The organism is Pedobacter sp. GW456-11-11-14-TSB4, assembly GCF_059424425.1.
This window is the reverse complement of sequence record NZ_JBWKZK010000005.1, coordinates 167372-188341: the sequence shown is the minus strand read 5'-3', so window position 1 is coordinate 188341 and position 20970 is coordinate 167372. Positions and strand designations below refer to the sequence as shown.

The 20970-nt window shown below is 36.4% G+C and carries 16 protein-coding genes and 1 tRNA gene; 8 read left to right on the top strand and 9 right to left on the bottom strand.

What is annotated here, in order from left to right:
- Nucleotides 1–712: 712 nt before the first annotated feature.
- From AC07XU_RS16650 to AC07XU_RS16640, 3 genes are all read left to right on the top strand, one after another.
- On the top strand, nt 713–1657 hold the full coding sequence (locus tag AC07XU_RS16650; protein ID WP_494944763.1) for an SDR family NAD(P)-dependent oxidoreductase: 945 nt from the start codon (nt 713–715) through the stop codon (nt 1655–1657).
- 128 nt (nt 1658–1785) lie between these two features.
- Nucleotides 1786–2463, top strand: coding sequence for an SDR family oxidoreductase (locus AC07XU_RS16645; RefSeq protein WP_494944793.1), 678 nt, complete (start codon nt 1786–1788; stop codon nt 2461–2463).
- 34 nt (nt 2464–2497) lie between these two features.
- Nucleotides 2498–3301, top strand: coding sequence for a helix-turn-helix domain-containing protein (locus tag AC07XU_RS16640; protein ID WP_494944762.1), 804 nt, complete (start codon nt 2498–2500; stop codon nt 3299–3301).
- A gap of 653 nt (nt 3302–3954) precedes the next feature.
- On the opposite strand, the gene AC07XU_RS16635 is transcribed toward AC07XU_RS16640, so the two are convergent.
- Nucleotides 3955–4028: transfer RNA gene (locus AC07XU_RS16635), tRNA-His, on the bottom strand.
- A gap of 176 nt (nt 4029–4204) precedes the next feature.
- On the opposite strand from AC07XU_RS16635, the gene rnhA reads away from it, so the two are divergent.
- Complete coding sequence (gene rnhA / locus AC07XU_RS16630; RefSeq protein ID WP_494944761.1) at nt 4205–4681, top strand: ribonuclease HI; 477 nt, start codon at nt 4205–4207, stop codon at nt 4679–4681.
- Between the two features lie 55 nt (nt 4682–4736).
- Here rnhA and AC07XU_RS16625 read toward each other — a convergent pair whose 3' ends face one another.
- The 5 genes from AC07XU_RS16625 to gloA2 all read right to left on the bottom strand — a co-directional run bounded on the left by AC07XU_RS16625 (nt 4737) and on the right by gloA2 (nt 8306).
- Nucleotides 4737–5312: a hypothetical protein gene (locus tag AC07XU_RS16625; RefSeq protein ID WP_494944760.1), complete on the bottom strand. Its 576-nt coding sequence runs from the start codon at nt 5310–5312 to the stop codon at nt 4737–4739.
- Nucleotides 5313–5388: 76 nt separating this feature from the next.
- Nucleotides 5389–6465, bottom strand: coding sequence for a class 1 fructose-bisphosphatase (fbp, locus tag AC07XU_RS16620; RefSeq protein WP_494944759.1), 1077 nt, complete (start codon nt 6463–6465; stop codon nt 5389–5391).
- 24 nt (nt 6466–6489) lie between these two features.
- Entirely contained in the window at nt 6490–6981 is a 492-nt protein-coding gene (locus tag AC07XU_RS16615) for a metallophosphoesterase family protein (RefSeq protein WP_494944758.1), read from the bottom strand.
- A gap of 179 nt (nt 6982–7160) precedes the next feature.
- Nucleotides 7161–7865: a tRNA1(Val) (adenine(37)-N6)-methyltransferase gene (locus AC07XU_RS16610; protein ID WP_494944757.1), complete on the bottom strand. Its 705-nt coding sequence runs from the start codon at nt 7863–7865 to the stop codon at nt 7161–7163.
- 57 nt (nt 7866–7922) lie between these two features.
- Nucleotides 7923–8306, bottom strand: coding sequence for an SMU1112c/YaeR family gloxylase I-like metalloprotein (gene gloA2 / locus AC07XU_RS16605; protein WP_494944756.1), 384 nt, complete (start codon nt 8304–8306; stop codon nt 7923–7925).
- A gap of 156 nt (nt 8307–8462) precedes the next feature.
- Here gloA2 and purL point away from each other — a divergent pair, with 156 nt between their 5' ends.
- Both purL and asnB read left to right on the top strand, forming a co-directional pair.
- A complete protein-coding gene (gene purL, locus AC07XU_RS16600; protein WP_494944755.1) occupies nt 8463–12122 on the top strand; it encodes a phosphoribosylformylglycinamidine synthase in 3660 nt (1219 codons plus the stop codon).
- 179 nt (nt 12123–12301) lie between these two features.
- On the top strand, nt 12302–14161 hold the full coding sequence (gene asnB / locus AC07XU_RS16595; RefSeq protein ID WP_494944754.1) for an asparagine synthase (glutamine-hydrolyzing): 1860 nt from the start codon (nt 12302–12304) through the stop codon (nt 14159–14161).
- A gap of 37 nt (nt 14162–14198) precedes the next feature.
- Here asnB and AC07XU_RS16590 read toward each other — a convergent pair whose 3' ends face one another.
- A complete protein-coding gene (locus tag AC07XU_RS16590) occupies nt 14199–15044 on the bottom strand; it encodes an energy transducer TonB (protein ID WP_494944753.1) in 846 nt (281 codons plus the stop codon).
- A 411-nt stretch (nt 15045–15455) separates the two neighbouring features.
- Between AC07XU_RS16590 and AC07XU_RS16585 the strand changes: the two genes are divergently transcribed.
- Together AC07XU_RS16585 and AC07XU_RS16580 are read left to right on the top strand one after the other, a co-directional pair.
- Nucleotides 15456–17639 carry a glutamine synthetase III family protein gene (locus tag AC07XU_RS16585; RefSeq protein ID WP_494944752.1) on the top strand — a complete coding sequence of 728 codons (2184 nt, stop codon included), beginning with the start codon at nt 15456–15458 and terminating at the stop codon, nt 17637–17639.
- Nucleotides 17640–18444: 805 nt separating this feature from the next.
- On the top strand, nt 18445–19626 hold the full coding sequence (locus AC07XU_RS16580) for an AIR synthase related protein (protein WP_494944751.1): 1182 nt from the start codon (nt 18445–18447) through the stop codon (nt 19624–19626).
- A 113-nt stretch (nt 19627–19739) separates the two neighbouring features.
- Here AC07XU_RS16580 and AC07XU_RS16575 read toward each other — a convergent pair whose 3' ends face one another.
- Together AC07XU_RS16575 and AC07XU_RS16570 are read right to left on the bottom strand one after the other, a co-directional pair.
- Nucleotides 19740–20069 (bottom strand): hypothetical protein, encoded by a 330-nt coding sequence (locus AC07XU_RS16575; protein ID WP_494944750.1) that lies wholly within the window; start codon nt 20067–20069, stop codon nt 19740–19742.
- 19 nt (nt 20070–20088) lie between these two features.
- Complete coding sequence (locus tag AC07XU_RS16570; RefSeq protein ID WP_494944749.1) at nt 20089–20943, bottom strand: dienelactone hydrolase family protein; 855 nt, start codon at nt 20941–20943, stop codon at nt 20089–20091.
- Between the last annotated feature and the right edge of the window lie 27 nt (nt 20944–20970).

Sequence of the window (20970 nt, the reverse complement as noted above, 5' to 3'; positions counted from 1 at the left end):
GCTACACATGGAACAACTACACATAGAGAATTTTGAGAGCGTATTCTGATCGGGATGAGCGGAGACCAATCGCCATTTTTGACGTTGATGATTTAGAGATGATATCTGTTTCATAATTTAAAGTATATTAAATCTATAGACCTAGTAGCACAAATTAAAACAATGTTTATTGTATTTACAAATAATTATTTTGTAAGCCCAGCCATATATACAATAGAACAGAATAAAATTCTGATTACATAAGATTAATAGCTACCAGGAATAAATAAATCAGGACGTTTCAAAATAAAAGTGATCTTTTTTTGGAGTAAAAAAATTATGGGAATATTCCAATCAAATAGCATTTAGGGTTTTTTCAACCTCATCTTCCGAAAAATATAGGGAAGGCCTGTTTGACCATCAGGAAATTTATTGCTTCTTACAGCGATTTCAGTTTTTATGTCTTCCAGCCTTGAGAAAACAATCACAACCTGACCATTAAATGTCGGTTTTCAGTTCCCTTCAGTTTTACACGAAGGTCTGTGTGCATGCCTTTTTGGAGTGATTTCATAGATATAATAATTGCCATGATTTTCATAATCCCTTTTTATCATAAAACAGATACCCACAACAAAAACTCTGACTTTTTAAACAAAGCAAATTGACACGCTAAACAAAACCTGCCTTGGCTCGTCTCCCTAGATTTGTCATACAACATTTAATCAAAAACAAAATGGAAAAGAACAACTATCAAGGCGCCTTACAACACCCACTAGGTTCAGGTTTTAGCGCTAGCTCAGCAGCAACAGAAGTCATCAAGGGCATAGACCTTACAGGAAAGATAGCCATCGTCACCGGTGGTAACGCTGGGATCGGTCTGGAAACCACGAAGGTACTGTCCACAGCTGGCGCAACCGTTATCGTACCAGCGAGGGATATCGAAAAGGCAAGAAAAAACCTCCAGGGCATCCCAAACGTCGAAATTGAGAACATGGATCTCGCCAGGCCCGAAACCATTAATGCTTTCGCTAAAAAATTCCTGGAATCAGGCAGACCGTTACACTTGCTCATTAACAATGCAGGAATCATGTGGGTGCCGCTAAAAAGGGATAGCCGCGGTTTCGAATCACAGCTATCCACCAATTACCTTGGACAGTTCCAACTGGTGGCTAGATTATGGCCAGCATTAAAAGACGCCAATGGTGCAAGAGTTGTCAATGTGTCCTCAATGGGACACCACATCTCACCATTTAATTTCGAGGATCCAAACTTTGAGCACAGGGAATACCAGACGCTTGTTGGCTACGGGCAGTCAAAAACAGCCAGCAACCTTTTTACCGTGGAACTGGATAACCGCGCAAAAGCGCATCAGGTAAGGGCATACTCCCTGCATCCCGGGTCAATTGCGGGAACCGAACTCGCCAGGGACGCAGATAGCGAACTGTTCAAACAGATGGGCTTTTTTGATGACAACGGGAATATGCGCCCGGAAATACTGGCCAGCCTGAAAACCATTCCACAAGGTGCGGCAACTTCCGTTTGGGCCGCGACCAGTCCGATGCTTAACAACATCGGCGGGGTTTACTGCGAAGATGCCGATATAGCTGCATTGCTATCAGAAGACCCGTCCATTCAGACAAGCGCTAAACTGCATCAAAGCGGCGTAATGGACTATTAGCTGGACGAAACCAGCGCCAAAAAATTATGGGACTTGACCGAGGAAATGACAGGAATTACATTCAATTTAAACTAGGCCATGAAAAACTTAAAAGGGAAAACCGCTCTGATTACAGGCGGTAACGTGGCATCGGCTATGCCGCTGCAAAACAGCTCAAAGAAAACGGTGCACAGGTCATCATCACCGGCAGGAGAAAAGATGCAGTGGAAAAGGCCGCAGCTGAAATTGGCGTTACCGGGCTTGTTGCTGATCAGTGTAGCCTACATGATATCCAAGCGCTGGCGGAAGCTTTTGCCGGGCGCTTCGGCAAGATCGACATCCTGCTGGTCAATGCGGAGGTCAGTAAATTCTCGTTGATCGAGCACATGGAAGAGGCCGTCTTCGACGAGGTGATGAACGTCAACTTCAAGGGTGCCTATTTTACACTGAGCAGGTTTGTCCCCATCTTAAACGACAATGGATCTGTGATTTTGCTTTCCTCGACCTCCGCACACATCTCCCCTGCCCGGACTTCGGTTTATGCAGCGAGCAAGGCAGCATTGAATGAGGTCATGAAAATTGCGGCGCTGGAACTTTCCGGCCGCAAGATCAGGGTCAATTCCGTCAGTCCAGGTCCGGTCGCAACAGAAATAATGGGGAAGATCGGACTGAACCGGTCCCTGGAAGAGCACATGATCAGTACCATTCCCCTGTCCAGGTTCGGAAAAGCGGAGGAAGTGGCCAGACTGGTTGCCTTCCTTGCAGGTGATCAGGCCTCTTTTATCACCGGTTCGGAGTACCTGATCGATGGTAGCCAGTGTATCTAATAGAATCTAACGAAAAACCAATAACTTTATCCCAATGGAACATATATCCAAATATCTGACCAAGGACATCAAGCTTTCAAGCTACGAGGACAAGCTGTTCAAATCCGACCTGATGTTTGACGATCACATGCTGGTATGGTTCATCTCCGGGGAAACAAAGATCATACAGGCAGAATCTACCTTCAGTTTCAAGACAGGGGACATTTTTCTGATCCCAAGAAACGAACTGGCCACGATCATCAACTATCCCAAAAACGGATTGCCGCATAAGACGGTGGTGATGCATCTATCAACCGAAAGGCTTAGGAAGTTTTATGAAAAAACCGGATATAAAAACAAGACAGAGACCCGGCAGAAAATCTACCATTTCAGCAACCACCCCCTACTGGAAAGCTGCCTAGCATCACTGATCCCCTATTTTGATCTGGACAGTGAATTTCCGGAAAGCATTGCCAGCCTTAAAATCGAAGAGGCGATAAACATCCTGCGCCTAATCGACCTAAGTGTAGACAGTATTCTTGTCAACTTTGATGCTCCAGGCAAGATTGATCTCATTGATTTTATGCAGCGCAACTTTATGTTCAACATGTCAATGGAAAAACTGGGTTACCTGACAGGCCGAAGCCTATCAACCTTCAACAGGGACTTTAAAAAACTGTTCAATACCACCCCGCAAAAATGGTTGACCGATAAAAGACTGGAGCTGGCCTATTATCACCTGGCCGAGAAAAAGAGAAAACCGACCGAAATCTACTTGGAAGTCGGTTTTGAAGACCTCTCACACTTTTCATTTACCTTTAAAAAGAAATACGGAATTTCTCCAGGCCAGCTACATTAGATGGAAAATGACAAATGAAGCCTTCCAGCTCAAAGTGACTTACCAAGCGAAACGCACTTAAAAAGTCCGTGACTGACTTTTGGCAGAGCGCATGTTAGAAAAATCACTAAGTACTCGTACACTAGCTATTAACATGTGTATTCCGGCAAAAGTTGCCACTCTATTTCGTTCCAAACTGTACACAGCTAGCAGTAGATTTCTCTGATAAGCCATTCTCGCATTTTCCTATTGAGAATTTGAATATAGCAAGCCATCAGGCCTGTCTTTTGCTACGCAAAAGCCATTTTTAGACTCGATTTATCTCGACCCAAGAGCCTTTTATAAAATCAACTTTATATAAGTCATTATGCGCTGTTTTAGAGTGCTGGACAAAAGATTGTAATCCAGCCGAAGACGAACACCCAAACCAAACCCAACAAACCTTAAAAACCTTTAAAATCAGTCGATTGAACACTTTACACCGAAATTTACTAACAACTTTAAACCGAAAAAAGTGGCCACTTTGAAAAAAAATAGGTGGCCACTTTACAGATATCCTCCAATTAATGATAAGAGAAGGCTGATTGGGGATCAACGTATCTACTTGATAAACAAGAAATTAGAAGGCAATAAAAAGGGGCAAAAGACTATTAAAAATCTCTTGCCCCGTACGGGGTGGCTGATGGGGCTCGAACCCACGACCCTCGGCACCACAAACCAATACTCTAACCAACTGAGCTACAACCACCGTGTTTTTTCAGAGCTACAAAAGTACTACTTTTAACATCCTTATCAAATTTTTATTAAAAATTTAATGCATTTTTTTTTAAGCCATTATAAACCAACTACTTTAAATAACATGTTATCTAATAAGTAGAGCAAAAAATAAATTTATAACCTTAAAAACTTAGCTTTGCTAGCTTTATGATACAAATTTACACAGACGGTGCAGCAAGTGGAAACCCCGGACCAGGTGGTTATGGTGTGGTTTTACGCTCGGGAGTTTATGAAAAAGAATTGAGTGGCGGTTTTAGGATGACCACTAATAACAGAATGGAATTGCTGGCTGTTATCGAAGGACTTAAAGCACTTAAAAATCCAGGCCAACAAGTTACCATATACTCAGATTCTAAATATGTGGTAGATTCTGTTGAAAAAGGATGGGTATTTGGTTGGGTAAAAAAAGGGTTTAAAGACAAAAAAAACAAAGATCTCTGGATCCAGTACTTGGCTTTACACAAACTTCATCACATCAAATTTATTTGGATCAAAGGCCATAATGATCATCCTGAAAATGAACGTTGTGATAGATTGGCCGTGGCTGCTTCACAAAACAAAAGCGCCCTAGCAATAGATGTTTTTTTTGAAGCAGAAAAAAAACAACAAAATAACTTGTTATAAAAAAGGCCCAACTTTTCATTTGGACCTTTCAATTTTTAATTTTATTCTATAATCCTTAAGCCCCTTTAAACATTTTATTTACCGCTAGCTCTACTTTGTTTATATCATCAGTAATTGTTTTCTGTATCCCAGCATCAAATGTTTTAACAAACCTTGGTTCTAAAGAAACTTTATCGGTATCGTTGGTAATATTTAACCTAAATATATGTTTACCAAACTTAAAACCAGCACCAATTTTAGTAACATCAGTTTCTACAGTTTGCACAAACTCATAACTATTGCTTACCTGGTCTAAAAAATCCTTAACAGCCTGAAAAACAAAATCGGTTTCAATATCCACACCATTAATAATGATAGTGGTATGCTTCAACAAATCTTTTAATGCTGCATCTCCCTTAACCGTTTCATGTATATCCTGAAAGGTTTCCAACAAATCTTCGCTAAAAATAATATTCCTTTTATCTAAAATTATAATTTGATCAGAATCTGTATCTTGTTTTAAATGTATCTCATCATTTCCATCTCTAACGGTATATTCATTTACTGATTTTTGTTCTACTTTCGAATCTGCAATCGCCTTTGTTAAAGTCTTAACAACATAGGCCAAAGCTTTACATTCTTCTTTTTTCATCCTATAATTTTTTTTTGCAAAGGTACTATAGCAAATTCAATATCCTAAAATAAAGCAAACTTATAAGCAATTTATATTAGTCAATACCGCCAACAACACCTAATTCAGCCAATTTTTCAGCTGTATTTTGCACATTCGTATTGCTATTAGGCGAAAACTCAGCCATCAGATCTTCAGCCAGTTTCACCATTTTAGGCGAACCAATAAATATCGAAGTCCGCTGGTGTAATTCAGTGGGCACAATATCTAAAATTCTGTTAAAACCATCAGAAGCCACACCGCCAGCTTGTTCTATAATAAAGGCCATCGGGTTGCACTCATACAAAAGCCTTAACTTCCCGTTAGGTGAAGCGGCAGTTGTTGGATAAATATAGATACCGCCTTTGATCAAGTTACGATGTATATCTGCAACCATCGAACCAATGTACCTCGATGTATATGGCCTTTGTGTAGCCAAATCCTCTACCTGAGCATATTTCAAATACTTTTTAACTCCATCAGGAAAGTGAACGTAATTACCCTCGTTAATCGAATAAATAATGCCATCTTCAGGTATCTTCATGTTAGGATGCGATAAGCAAAACTCTCCTATCGACGGATCTAACGTAAAACCATTAACACCTTTGCCGGTAGTATACACCAACATGGTTGATGATCCATAAATTACGTAACCTGCAGCTACTTGATCCGTACCTTTCTGCAAAACATCAGCTAAAGTGGCATTTCCATCTACAGATTTACGCCTATAAATTGAAAATATAGTACCAACTGCCACATTCACATCAATATTAGATGACCCATCTAAGGGATCTATACACACAATATATTTTGCATTCTTAGAAACCGGCGAGTCGATAGGCACAAACTCGTCCTCCTCTTCTGTTGCTACAATACAACACTCACCACCGCTGGTTAAGGCAGATATAAATTGCTCATTTGCATACATATCGAGCTTTTTCTGTTCTTCACCCTGTATGTTTGTAGAACCAGCATCGCCTAAAATATCTACTAAGCCAGCTTTATTTACCTCTCTATTTACAATTTTAGAAGCAATTCCAATGTCTCTCAACAACCTCGAGAGCTCACCTTTTGCATAAGGAAAATCCAATTGCTTTTCTATAATAAACTGTCCGAGTGTTTTTATTCCTGCCATAATCTACTTAGTGTACTTTTTACGTTATCTATTAGCTAATTCTATGGCATCTAAGGTATGTATTTTTTCTTCCGAAATGCAAAATCTTATTAAAGTTCTTACTTTATGCCATCCGTGTTTTCCAGCAGCACCGGGGTTTATATGCAAACATTTTATTTTCTCGTCGTAAATAACTTTTAAAATATGCGAGTGCCCACTAATAAACAGCATCGGAGGCTTAGTGTAGATTTCATTTTTTACAGCAGGTGCGTAGTGATTAGGATAACCGCCTATGTGCGTCATCCAGACATCAACATTTTCGCAATTAAATCTTAAATGCTCAGGATATTCAGCCCTTATTTCTTTACCATCAATGTTTCCGTACACACCTCTCAATGGCTTAAAATTAGCCAAAGGTTTAGCAACACCGGCTCCAAAATCACCAGCATGCCAAATTTCATCGCACTCATCAAAGTATTTAAAAACTGCATCATCTAAAAAACTGTGTGTATCAGAAAGTAAGCCTATCTTTTTCATAACATTTTCAAATTTAATTAGGGGTAAAGCAATGGCAATAGCCCTTTATGAGTAAGTCGGGCTTTACGCTATATCTTTTGCACTATTCGCGTCGCTCATCATGCAAAAGGATGTCGCTGCAATCCCGTTTAAAAAACCCAAGCTAATGCTAATAGCTTAAGTTGCATTACGCAAATAGGCTAATAGCCTAAAAAGAAATCTTTCAATAACTCTTTATAAGCTTTGGTATATATTTTTTCCGACTCATAAATATAAAATCGCTCTTTTATATAATCATTATCAGTTCTACCTAAACAAACAATATATCTAAATGCAGGTTTAGTTTTGTCTGAATGAAGAAAAACAATTTTATGCGCAAACAACTGGCGCTCCTTCGCTTTATCGATCATAAACTCTGCTTGTTTCGGAGGCAAAATGAACCAAAAGCTTCCATCGATGCTTAAAAGAACATCAACCTTTTTAATCACATCCTCAAAAAACTGTTCACTGGCATGCCTTGCAATCCCCTTCTTCTCTTCTGTATTTTTCAAATCGTTTACAAAAAATGGAGGGTTGCTTATGATCAAGTCAAATTTAAGAGGATTGTTATATTGTTCTATTGCTATATTGTGAACCGACAACTGTTTACTAAAAACAGATAATTGAAAATTACTTCCAGCAGTTGCTGAGGCTAATTCATCTATTTCAACAGCTTCTATTTTAGCTGAATTAAAACGCTGAGCCATCATTAAAGCCAAAACTCCCGTTCCTGTACCAATATCTAAAATCCTTTTAGGGTTTTCACTTTTAACCAAAGCAGCAAGCAATACACCATCTGTATTTATTTTCATGGCGCAATTAGTTTGGTCTACCTCGAATTGCTTGAATTTGAAAATGTTTTTCATAGATTTTTTTTAACCACAAAGACACAAAGCATGTAGAGATTTTAAGAGTTGTATCACTTATGCTTGATACAATTCTAATGGTAGACCATCAGGATCGGTAAAAAAAGTAAATTTCTTTCCTGTAAATTCATCAATTCTTATGGGTTCTGTCTCTATTCCTTTTGAGTTTAATTCATTAATCACATTTTCGATAGCATCAACTTCAAAAGCCAAATGCCTTAAACCCGCTGCTTCTGGTCTTGATGGGCGAGCCGTTGGTTCCGGAAAAGAAAACAATTCAATTTGATAAACTCCATTTACAGCCAAATCTAATTTCCATGATTTTCGTTCTTCGCGATATACCTCGGCCATAACCTCAAAACCTAATTTATCTACATAAAATTTTTTCGAGACTTCGTAATTACTACAAATTATGGCAATGTGATGAATACGATTAAACATAAGATTAACGATTGAATAGCTGAAAAATTGAATTGATGAATATATCACGCAATTTGCGAATTATCTCTCCAATTCTTAAAATTATCTTGCTCAAAAATCAATAATTCTGTAATTAATTCATTCGCTCATTAAATTAAAAACGTTAAATTTGCGGGCATGATTCACTTCTTCTTAAGCCAATCCAATGCAGTTTTTGTTTTACAAACAGAAAAATCCCTATCCACTGCAAACGTTACAAAATTAGAATGGTTATTCGGCGGTGCCAAATTACAAACAGAAGCTGCGTTAAGCGGTTTTTTTGTTGGCCCTCGTGCAGCTATGATTACACCTTGGAGCACCAATGCGGTAGAAATCACCCAAAACATGGATATCCAAGATATCATCAGAATTGAAGAGTTTAAAAAAGTTGATGCAGATTTTTCTGGCTATGATCCAATGTTATCTCAGAAATATGAAAACATTGGGCAAGATGTTTTTACCATTAACATTAAACCAGAAGCAATTATTGAGGTTACAGACATTGCTGCTTACAATAAACAAGAAGGTTTATCTTTAAGTGATGAAGAAGTTGATTATTTAAATTCATTAGCCACAAAATTAAATCGTCCATTAACAGATTCAGAAGTTTTCGGCTTTTCGCAGGTTAACTCTGAACATTGTAGACATAAAATTTTTAACGGCAAATTTGTAATCGATGGCGAAGAACAACCTACTTCCCTATTCAAGTTAATTCGCAAAACATCAGAGGCAAACCCGAATGATATTGTTTCTGCTTATAAAGACAATGTTGCTTTTATTAAAGGCCCTGTTGTACAACAATTTGCACCAAAACGTGCCGATGTACCAGAATATTACACTACAAGCGATTTCGAATCGGTAATTTCATTAAAAGCCGAAACACACAATTTCCCTACTACTGTTGAGCCTTTTAATGGAGCGGCTACTGGTTCTGGAGGCGAAATTAGAGATCGTTTAGCTGGTGGACAAGGTTCTTTGCCGTTAGCAGGAACGGCTGTTTACATGACTGCACTTTCTCGTTTAGAAGAAGGCAGAGCTTGGGAAAATGGTGTTGAAGAAAGAAAATGGTTGTACCAAACGCCAATGGATATCTTAATCAAAGCATCTAATGGTGCAACTGATTTTGGTAATAAATTTGGGCAACCGTTAATCACAGGTTCAGTTTTAACATTTGAGCACGAAGAAAACGACAGAAAGTTAGGTTTCGATAAAGTGATCATGTTAGCTGGTGGTATCGGTTATGGTAAGGCTAGTCAAGCACAAAAGAAAAAACCACAAGAAGGTGATAACATTGTAATTCTTGGTGGTGAAAATTATCGAATTGGAATGGGTGGCGCTGCCGTTTCATCTGCAGATACTGGCGAACACGGAACAGGCATAGAATTAAACGCAATACAACGCTCAAATCCCGAAATGCAAAAACGTGCAGCAAATGCGGTTCGTGGCATGGTAGAAAGCGAATATAATAGTATTGTTTCTATCCACGATCATGGCGCAGGTGGTCACTTAAACTGTTTATCAGAATTAGTAGAGGAAACAGGCGGTTTAATTAACTTAGACAAGCTGCCAGTTGGCGACCCAACTCTTTCTGCCAAAGAAATTATTGGCAACGAATCTCAAGAAAGAATGGGTTTAGTTATCGGTAACGAACATATTGAGACTTTACAAAAAATCGCCGATCGTGAGCGTTCGCCAATGTATACTGTTGGCAAGGTAACTAACGATCATCGATTTACTTTTAAATCTGAAACTACTGGCGCAAAACCAATGGATTTTGCGTTAGAAGATATGTTTGGCAGCTCACCAAAAGTAGTAATGGAAGATCAGAAAATCGATAGAAAATATAAAGCTATTGATTACGATAAAAACCAATTAAACAATTATTTAGAGCAGGTTTTACAATTAGAAGCCGTTGCATGTAAAGATTGGCTTACCAACAAAGTTGATAGATGTGTTGGCGGTAGAGTAGCTAAACAACAGTGCGCCGGACCATTACAACTACCACTAAATAACTGTGGAGTAATGGCATTAGATTTTAACGGAAAGGAAGGAATTGCAACTTCGGTTGGCCACGCTCCTCTGTCTGCTTTAATAGATGCTGGCGCAGGAAGCAGAATTGCCATTGCAGAAGCTTTAACAAATATTGTTTGGGCACCATTAAAAGATGGATTAAAATCTGTTTCACTTTCGGCAAATTGGATGTGGGCTTGTAAAAACGAAGGCGAAGATGCGAGATTATATGAAGCTGTTAAAGCTTGTTCAGATTTTGCGATAGATTTAGCAATCAATATCCCAACAGGTAAGGATTCCTTATCAATGAAACAGAAATATAAAGATGGTGATGTAATTGCTCCAGGTACTGTTATTATTTCTGCAGGCGGTAATTGTAATGATATTACCAAAGTAGTTGAGCCTGTTTTACAAAAAAATGGTGGCTCAATTTATTACATCAACCTTTCTAATGATAATTACGAACTTGGCGGTTCTTCTTTCGCACAAATATTAAATAGAATTGGTGCCGTAACTCCTGATGTTAAAGATGCGGCAAATTTCAAAACTGCTTTCAACATCATCCAACAATTAATAAAGGAAGAACAAATACAAGCAGGACATGATATAGGCAGTGGTGGTTTAATTACTACATTGCTAGAAATGTGTTTTGCTGATCGCAACTTAGGCGCCCAATTAGATTTAACAGCTTTAGGCGAAGCTGACAGCCTTAAATTATTATTCTCAGAAAATGTAGGTGTCGTATTTCAAGCAGACCCATCAATAGAACATACACTTACTTTAAATCATGTAGCTTTTTATAAAATAGGAAGTGTTACACCATCAGCTACGCTAGAAATTAAAAACGCTAATGATGCTTTTAACTTTGACATTGATCACTTGCGTGATGTTTGGTTCAAAACTTCTTATTTGTTAGATAGCAAACAAACTAGAAATGGCTTAGCAAAAGAACGTTTTGACAATTATAAAAATCAGCCTTTAAATTACACTTTCCCAAATCATTTTGATGGTAAAAAACCAGTTATTGATCAAACTAAACCTAGACCAAAAGCGGCAATTATTCGCGAGAAAGGAAGCAACTCTGAACGTGAATTGGCCAATGCAATGTATTTAGCAGGTTTTGATGTGAAAGATGTGCACATGACTGATTTAATTTCGGGTAGGGAAACATTAGAAGACATTAAATTTATAGGTGCAGTTGGTGGTTTTTCTAACTCAGATGTATTAGGATCAGCAAAGGGATGGGCTGGTGCGTTTATGTACAATGAAAAAGCCAGAGTTGCCTTAGAGAATTTCTTTAATCGCGAAGATACTTTATCTGTAGGCGTGTGCAACGGGTGCCAATTGTTTGTAGAACTTGGTTTAATTAATAAAGATCACGAAGAAAAACCAAAAATGTTGCACAACAAAAGTGGAAAGCACGAAAGTATTTTCACTTCGTTAACAATTGCTGAAAACAAATCTATAATGTTATCTACATTAGCTGGTAGCACTTTGGGTGTTTGGGTTTCTCATGGTGAAGGAAGATTTAGCTTACCTTATGCCGAAGATAAATATGATATTGTGGCAAAATATGCTTACGAAACTTATCCAGCGGCTCCAAATGGTTCTGATTACAATACAGCCATGATGTGCGATACAACTGGCCGCCATTTAGTAATGATGCCACATATTGAGCGTTCAATTTTCCAATGGCATTGGGCAAATTATCCAAATGGCCGTAAAGACGAGGTTTCACCGTGGTTAGCAGCATTTGTAAACGCTAAAAATTGGATAGAAAATAAATAAGAAAAAGCCAGCCTCAAAAAGCTGGCTTTTTTTTGCCTAAAACAGCAAAACACGTAAACTAATGTAAGAAACTATATTTGAAGAAAAAATTTGTATGTTTGAACATACGACATAATCTACTTATAAGGTTATAACTCGTATCATATCAAACCAAATTCAGATCATCCAATATTAACTACATGTGTGGAATAAACGGTTTTATTGATCATAATAACCGCATAAGCGAAACCGATTTCAAAAATTCATCTGAAACAATAGGAACCCAAAATGAAAATGGAATTGGGGTTATTTTTGACAAGCAAACACATTATACTTTAGGATTAGCAAACGGAAGATTATCAACCATTGACTTAAGTCCTCAAGCCGCTCAGCCATTTACATCGAGCTGTGGTAAATATAGCATCACCATTAATGGAACAATTTTTAATTATCTCGAATTAAGAGAAACACTAATTAAATATGGTGTGATATTCTCTACACTATCAGATACTGAAGTTGTTTTAGAATGCTATAAAAAATGGGGTAACAAATCATTTGAAATGTTTGATGGCTCTTATTCATTTGCATTATTAGACAAAAACCTTAGTATTTTATTGATTGCAAGAGATGACATAGGTGCTAAACCACTTTATTTTTTTAAAGACAAAGGTTTTTATGCATTTGCATCAGAAATTAGGGCATTGTTAAAGTATTCGTTTGTTAAAAAGCAAGTGAATAAAAAGGCAATGGCAACTTATTTTAGGTATGGTTACTTTAAAGGAAATGAAACTATCTATGAAAATATTTTTCAGTTTCGAAAAGGCAATTTAACTACTATAGATATACATAGTGGCAATAATTACGATTATCCGATAACGAAACTTAAATTAGAATCGGTATCCCAAAATACAGAAACTGAAGAAAAGGTAATAGATAAAATTGAAGAAATTTTAACCGAATCTATTTTAAGTAGAAATATAGCAAATGCTCCCGTTGGCGTTTTGTTAGGTAGTGGGTATGATAGTTCTACTGTGGCGGCAATTTTACAGCAAAATCAATCTAAAAGAATTAAGACATTTACTGTAGGTTTTAAAAATAGTAAGCTTGATGAGGCACCAAAGGCCAAACAAATTGCTTTGCATTTAAAAACAAATCACAAAGAATTATATTTAGACAAAGAAAAAGCCTTAAAAATTGTTAAAAACTTAAATGACATTTTTGATGAACCAGTTGGTGATAGCAGCGCTATACCTGTGGCCTTTATAGCAAACGAATTAAAAGATGAAGTGAAAGTTTTTTTAGGTTCTGAAGGCGGCGACGAAATGTTTGGCGGTTATAGGGCTTATGCAAAAACCTTTAAAATAGATCATTTGCTCCAAACGTCTATTCCTAGTCTCATTAAAAAATTTATGTTAGGCTTTTACGGAATTTCATCTTCAAAAATGAAAGAGGTTATTGATTCTGAAACCTTAATAGAAAAGTACTTGGCAATGAATGCATGCTTTACTAAAAAGGAGCTAAAGGCATTACTTGATGTTGATTTTAAGGAAGAGGACAACACAAGAGTAGAAACGGTGAAAGAATTATTGGTTCATGATCTTCATAATTATTTACCCGATAGCATAATTTCCAAAAATGATAAATGCTTCAGATATTTTGGTATCGAGAATAGAGATGCGCTTTTAAAAACAGAGTTAATAGACTATTTATATACGTTAGATCATCAATTATTTCTTAAAGATGCAGAACAGAAATACTTGCTCAAAAAAATTACAAATAAATATATTCCAAAACACTATATAAATAATCCTAAAAAAGGTTTTGTAATTCCATTAGCATCCTGGCTTAAAACATCATTTAAGCCATTAGTAAAATATTACTTATCTCCAACTAAATTAACTGAGCATGGTTTCCTTAATCCTAAGGAAGTAAAAAAAATTATTAATTCCTTTAACATAAACGGCAGTTCGCACAATGCTCAAAAAGTTTGGTTGTTATTGCAATTTCAAATGTGGTATTCAAATTGGATGAATAATCCCTCAGATAAAAAAAGCGATTAACCTTAGTTAATCGCTTTTTTACCTAATTTATATTTATCTACTGACTGATTGTATAATTGATGGGAATATGATAACGCACCCTAACCTCTCTTTTATTCTGTCTGCCTGGTTTCCATTTTGGCGATTTTTTAATTACTCTTAATGCTTCTTCATCACAACCTGCGCCAATTCCTCTTACTACAGCAACATCAGAAACTGAACCATCTTTTTCTATAACAAAACTTACAAAAACTTTTCCTTGTATACCAGCTTCTTGTGCCATATAAGGATAACGCAAATTTTTCTGTATAAATTTAGACCAAGCTGCCATCCCTCCAGGAAATTCAGGAAACTCTTCTATACCAGTAATGTCTAAAACATCGTTACCGCCTTCTACAGCAGTTCCTTCTCCATTTCCTCCTTCATTGTTGCCAACAGCCTTAGCATTCCCCTTACCTTCTACACCATCGGTGGTAATACTGCCAACAATCGCATTTTCTAAATCTTTTGATGTTGGTGGTTCTGCTATATCTAACTTATCAACTACTACAATATTTGCAGTTAAATTTACTTGTTTTACCTTTTCTATTACAGGCTCTGCTTTAGGCAATTCCTTTTTAACCTCTTTTTCTTTTGGCTTTTCTGGTTGCATTTCATGTATTACATCTGCATCCCTAGTTTTAATTTCCACATCAACTATTTTATCGGGCTGTGGTTTTAGTTGAGCATACAACATTGGTCCGATAAACAATAATAAAAATATGGGCACTACAATTAATAAGGCTTTCACCATAATATTTGACGACTCTTTTCTTAACACATAAGCTCCATAGTTTTTGTTTCTGTTAGTAAATACAAGAGCAAGCCACTCGCCCCCATATAAATTTGATGAATTTTTAAACATAGTTTTAGGTTTTTTTTAACTATGATGTTAGTTAATAAGTTATTCCATAACATAAAACCTAAAATATTATATCTAACTGATTTACATATATTTAAAAATATTGTAAGTATAAATAATCTTTAATTTTGATAAAATAATAACCCTACGACTTTGATAGAAAATTGTAATCTTGAGGAAAATTGAACATTCAAGATTTAGATAAATTTCAGTTTTATCAAAAATTACTAACAATTCAATGAAATTTTCTTTTTTTTCAACATTTACCATAACATTTTCATGAAAAGCAGAAAATAAATCATATTTTTGACTAAATTTTAATAAAATAAGCAGAATTAAAGCTTTTTTATGTTTAAAATTACTACTTCAAGTTTAATATAGATACACAACAGATATTTTAACAACCATAAACTAATGAAAAGTCTAAGAACAATTGCTCTAAAAGAGGCGCAAAACAGAATTTCTCCTGATGTTAAAGCACCTTCTACTAAAATTTCTGAATTTTTCGGTTCAAACGTTTTTGATAAGAAAAAAATGAGAGACTTCTTATCAAAAGAAGTGTTTGAAAAACTGATGTCAACTATCGGTCAAGGAGAATTAATTAATCAAGAAGATGCAAATCAGATTGCCTCTGCAATGAAAACTTGGGCAATGAGCAAAGGTGCTACGCACTATACCCATTGGTTTCAGCCATTAACTGGTTCTACAGCAGAAAAACATGACTCATTTTTTGAGCCAAGTGGCGATGGAGCAATTGAAAAATTTGCTGGTAGCGCATTAGTTCAACAAGAGCCAGATGCATCAAGTTTTCCTAACGGAGGTATTCGTAATACTTTCGAAGCTCGTGGTTATACCGCTTGGGATCCTTCATCTCCGGCATTTATTATGGAAAGCAAAGCTGGTAAGACACTTTGTATCCCTACTGTATTTATATCTTACACTGGCGAATCTTTAGATTATAAAGCTCCATTATTAAAAGCATTAGCTGCAATGGATAAGGCTGCTGTTGATGTTTGTCAATATTTCGATAAAAGCATTAGCAAAGTAAACGCATCATTAGGTATCGAGCAAGAATATTTCTTGGTAGATCTTGCTTTGTTTAACGCTCGTCCAGATTTAGTAATGACAGGCCGAACTTTATTCGGACATATGTCTGCTAAAGGCCAACAATTAGAAGATCATTATTTTGGTTCTATTCCTGAGCGTGTTTTCGCTTACATGGTAGATTTCGAAAACGAAGCTTTAAAATTAGGAATCCCTTTAAAAACTCGTCACAACGAGGTTGCTCCATCTCAATTTGAGTGTGCTCCTATTTACGAAGAAATTAACTTAGCTATCGATCACAATCAATTATTGATGGATTTGATGGAAAAAGTTGCTCGTCGCCATAACTTTAAAGTACTATTACACGAAAAACCTTACGCAGGTATTAATGGTTCGGGTAAACACAATAACTGGAGTTTAATTACTGATACTGGTAAAAATTTATTAGCTCCTGGCAAAACACCTAAAAACAACTTAATGTTCTTAGCGTTTTTTGTAAACACAATTAAAGCCGTTCATGAGCATGCAGATTTGTTAAGAGCAAGTATCACTTCTGTAAGTAACGATCACCGTTTAGGTGCTAACGAAGCTCCTCCAGCAATTATTTCTATTTTCTTAGGTCAGCAATTAGACGAGATTTTAGATGAAATTGAGCATTCACGTATCAGTAAAAAAATTAAAGAAGATAACGGTCTTTGGTTAGGCATTCCTAAAATTCCACAAATTATTTTAGACAATACAGATCGTAACCGTACCTCTCCTTTTGCATTCACAGGTAATAAATTTGAGTTGAGAGCGGTAGGTTCTACAGCTAACTCTTCTGCTCCAATGACAGTTTTAAATGCAATTGTTGCAGATCAGTTAACTAAATTTAAGGTTGATGTAGATAAATTGATTAAAAAAGGCGACAAAAAAGATGTGGCTTTATTAACTGTAATTAAACGTTACATTAAAGAATCTAAAGATATCCGTTTCGAAGGAAATGGCTATAGCCAAGAGTGGGCAGATGAAGCTGCAAAACGTGGTTTATCAAACATCAAAACTACTCCTAAAGCGCTAGATGCTTACGTAAGCGATAAAACTACTGAGTTGTTTACAAAAACAAACATTTTTAGCAAACGCGAATTACATGCTCGTCACGAAATTTTATTAGAAAGTTTCTTCAGAAAACTTCAAATCGAAGCTCGTGTAATGGGTGATGTTACCAATAGTCAAATTTTACCAGCTGCAATTGCTTATCAAAACACATTGATAGAAAATGCTAAAGGTTTAAAAGAACTAGGCTTAAGCAAAGAAGCTATTGCAACTCCTTTAGCTATCATTAATACACTTTCTGAGCATATTGGTATTGTTAAAACTAATATCGATGCGATGCTAGAAGAGCGTAAAAAAACAAATTCTATCGAAGACAGTCGCGATAAAGCAATTGGTTATGACGAGAATGTTAAAGTTTACTTTGATACCATCCGTTACCACGTTGATAAATTAGAGCAAATTGTTGATGACAGCGTTTGGCCTTTACCGAAATTCCGCGAATTACTATTTTTAAAATAGATTATTTTTCCTTAAGGTTAAGGCGTTTCGAAATTTCGAAACGCCTTTTTTTATTGATCACAACCCGTCATACCCAACTTGATTGGGTATCGTAATGCAAACAGACGCTGCTCTATACACTTTTGGAAAAGCAATAACAATCAAAAATTAAAGTCAGTCCTTCTTTCCGCTAAATCTTTTACCCCTAAATCCCCTAAAGGGGACTTTGGTAAAAGGATACCGCTGCAATAAGGTTTATGAAACAAAACCTATGCTACTATGCTTGGTTGCTAGGCGCCTAAAAAAACCTAATTAACTACCAAAATCGGTTTTGTCATCCAGAGCGCAGCGAAGCATCTCAAACAATTATTAGAAAAGCATTAACAATCAAAAATTAAAGCCACTCCTTCTTTCCGCTAAATCTTTTACCCTAAATCTCCTAATGGTGACTTTGGTAAAAGTATATCGCTGCTATAAATGTTAGCCGTGGCTGAATGTTTAAAATGCAAAACCTATGCTACTATGTTTGGTTAAATGGTGCACAAATCCGTTCAATAAAAACTTACGAAGTCTCTGTTAATATGCACAATTAGACTTCTTAATTTTAGGTGTAGCCGCACAAACCCAAGTTTCATAAACGGGATTGAAATGAAAAGCCCACAGGTGAGGAACGAGCCGAGGACTTGAAATGTAAAGCCCGAGTAACAATAAAAAATGTTACTGTCACTGCTTTTCAAAAACATAATGGCAAAATCCAAAATACACCTTTATTCTTTGGTCTTTCAGCTTTAGTGTTTCAGCTTAAAAACTTATCTTTGCAGCAATTATGAGCGATAACAGGTACAACCAACGTGGCGTTTCTGCATCAAAAGAAGATGTGCATGCTGCAATCAAAAATATTGACAAAGGCATCTTTCCTCAGGCATTTTGCAAAATCATTCCAGATATTTTAGGTGCTGATGAAAATTACTGCAACATTATGCATGCCGATGGCGCTGGTACAAAATCTTCACTAGCCTACACCTACTGGAAGGAAACTGGAGATATTTCTGTATGGAAAGGTATTGCTCAAGATGCCATCATCATGAATTTAGATGATTTAATTTGTGTTGGCGCTACCGATAACATTTTGTTGTCATCAACCATTGGTCGTAACAAAAACCTAATACCAGGTGAAGTTATTGCTGCAATAATTAATGGTACAGAAGAAATTTTAGCTGAGTTACGTGAACTTGGAATTTCAATTTATAGCACTGGCGGTGAAACAGCCGATGTTGGCGACTTGGTAAGAACAATTATTGTAGATTCTACAGTTACTTGTCGCATGAAAAGAGATGAAGTAATTAGCAACCATACCATACAAAATGGTGATGTGATTGTTGGTTTAGCATCTTACGGACAAGCAACTTACGAAAGCGAATACAACGGCGGAATGGGCTCAAATGGATTGACTTCTGCCCGTCATGATGTTTTCGAAAAATCAGTCGCAAAGAATTATCCGGAAAGTTTTGATCCAGCTGTTCCATTTGATTTGGTATTTTCTGGCGGTAAAAAATTAACAGATAAAGTTGACATTTCGACTACGCTCAATGTGACAGCGGGTAAGTTAGTGCTTTCTCCTACGCGTACATATGCTCCAGTAATTAAAAAAGTTTTAGATAAGTATAGAAGTCAAATACACGGCTTGGTACATTGCAGCGGTGGGGCACAAACTAAAGTTTTACATTTCATCAATGATGATATTCACGTTATAAAAGACAACCTTTTCCCTGTTCCGCCTTTATTTAAATTAATACAAGAGCAATCTGGAACCGATTGGAAAGAGATGTATAAAGTGTTTAACATGGGCCATAGAATGGAAATTTATGTGCCAGCTGAAATTGCCAATGACATTATTGCGATTTCAAAAAGTTTCAATATAGATGCACAGATAATTGGCAGAGTAGAAACTGGAAGCCAAAAACAAGTTACTATTAACAGCGAATTTGGGGAGTTTGTTTATAACTAAGAGATCACAATTTAAAAAGAAAGGCTTTTTACATTTTGCAAAAAGCCTTTCTTTTTTGCTACCACCACTTACTATAAATTATTTAGAACCATTGCAGATGTAGTGATAGCATCTTATCTTAATTCTAAAACTACAGGATCTTCTCCGTTATATACTATGATTTGGTCTGACATGATCCTAAATACATGAGTTCCGTTTGCTACCTTCAATGTAATTTTCTTGCCTTTCACTGTGTAGGTTCCTCTTTCCATAATATCACCTGCAAATAAAAAGTCTGCTTTACCATCAGGCATAAGCTTTAAGTACATGCCACCATACCCTAAGTTACTACCTACAGTTCCTTTTTGTATATAGGTTTGTTCTACTAAAATATCAAGCTCCTTCTCACAAGAAACCATAAACAACATCAACGCACCAACTATTAAAAATGTAAATTTTTTCATCAATTACTAATTATATTTATTATCCTATTTTTTCCTTAAACAAATCTAAAGTTCTTTGCCAAGCTAATTTAGCAGCTGCTTCATTATACCTAGTTGGCGATGTGTCATTATTAAATGCATGGTTCACACCATCATAAATAAATATTTTGTAATCTTTTTTATTATCCTTTAATGCAGCTTCATAAACTGGGATACCTGCATTAATGCGTTCATCTAATTGACCATAATGCAACATTAAGCTAGCTTTAATTTTTGGCACATCTTCTACTTTTGCCTGGGCACCATAATACGCTACAGCCGCATTTAATTTAGGATCAGCAACTGCCAATTTATTAGCCATACTACCTCCCCAACAAAAACCTACAACAGCAGTTTTACCATTACCATTTTTATGATTTCTTAAAAACTCAAGCCCTTTTAAATAGTTTTGTAAATTTTTATCGGCATCAAGTTTACTAATCAACTCTCTTCCTTTAGCCTCATCCTCTGGTGTACCACCAAAAGGAGATAGTGCATCGATACCTAAAGCAACATAGCCAGCTAAAGCAACTCTTTTAGTTACATCTTTAATATGAGGCGTTAGACCTCTATTTTCATGAATTACTACCACAGTACCCAACTTCTTTTTATTACCTTTTGGCATGGCTAACAAAGCTTTTACTTCACCATCAACACCAGCATATGTAATCATTTCACTATCAACTTCGGCATCGCTAACTGTTGCGGCAGCTGCATAATTGCTTTCTAACATTGGCAAAACGGTTAGCGCTAAAGCAGTGCTTCCAGTTAAAACAGCCAACTTTTTCATGAAGCTTTTTCTGTTAATTTGGCTATGTGTATAGGAATCGTAAAGGTTAATAATTTTCTGATCCATGGTTTTGTTTTATAAAGGATAATTGAA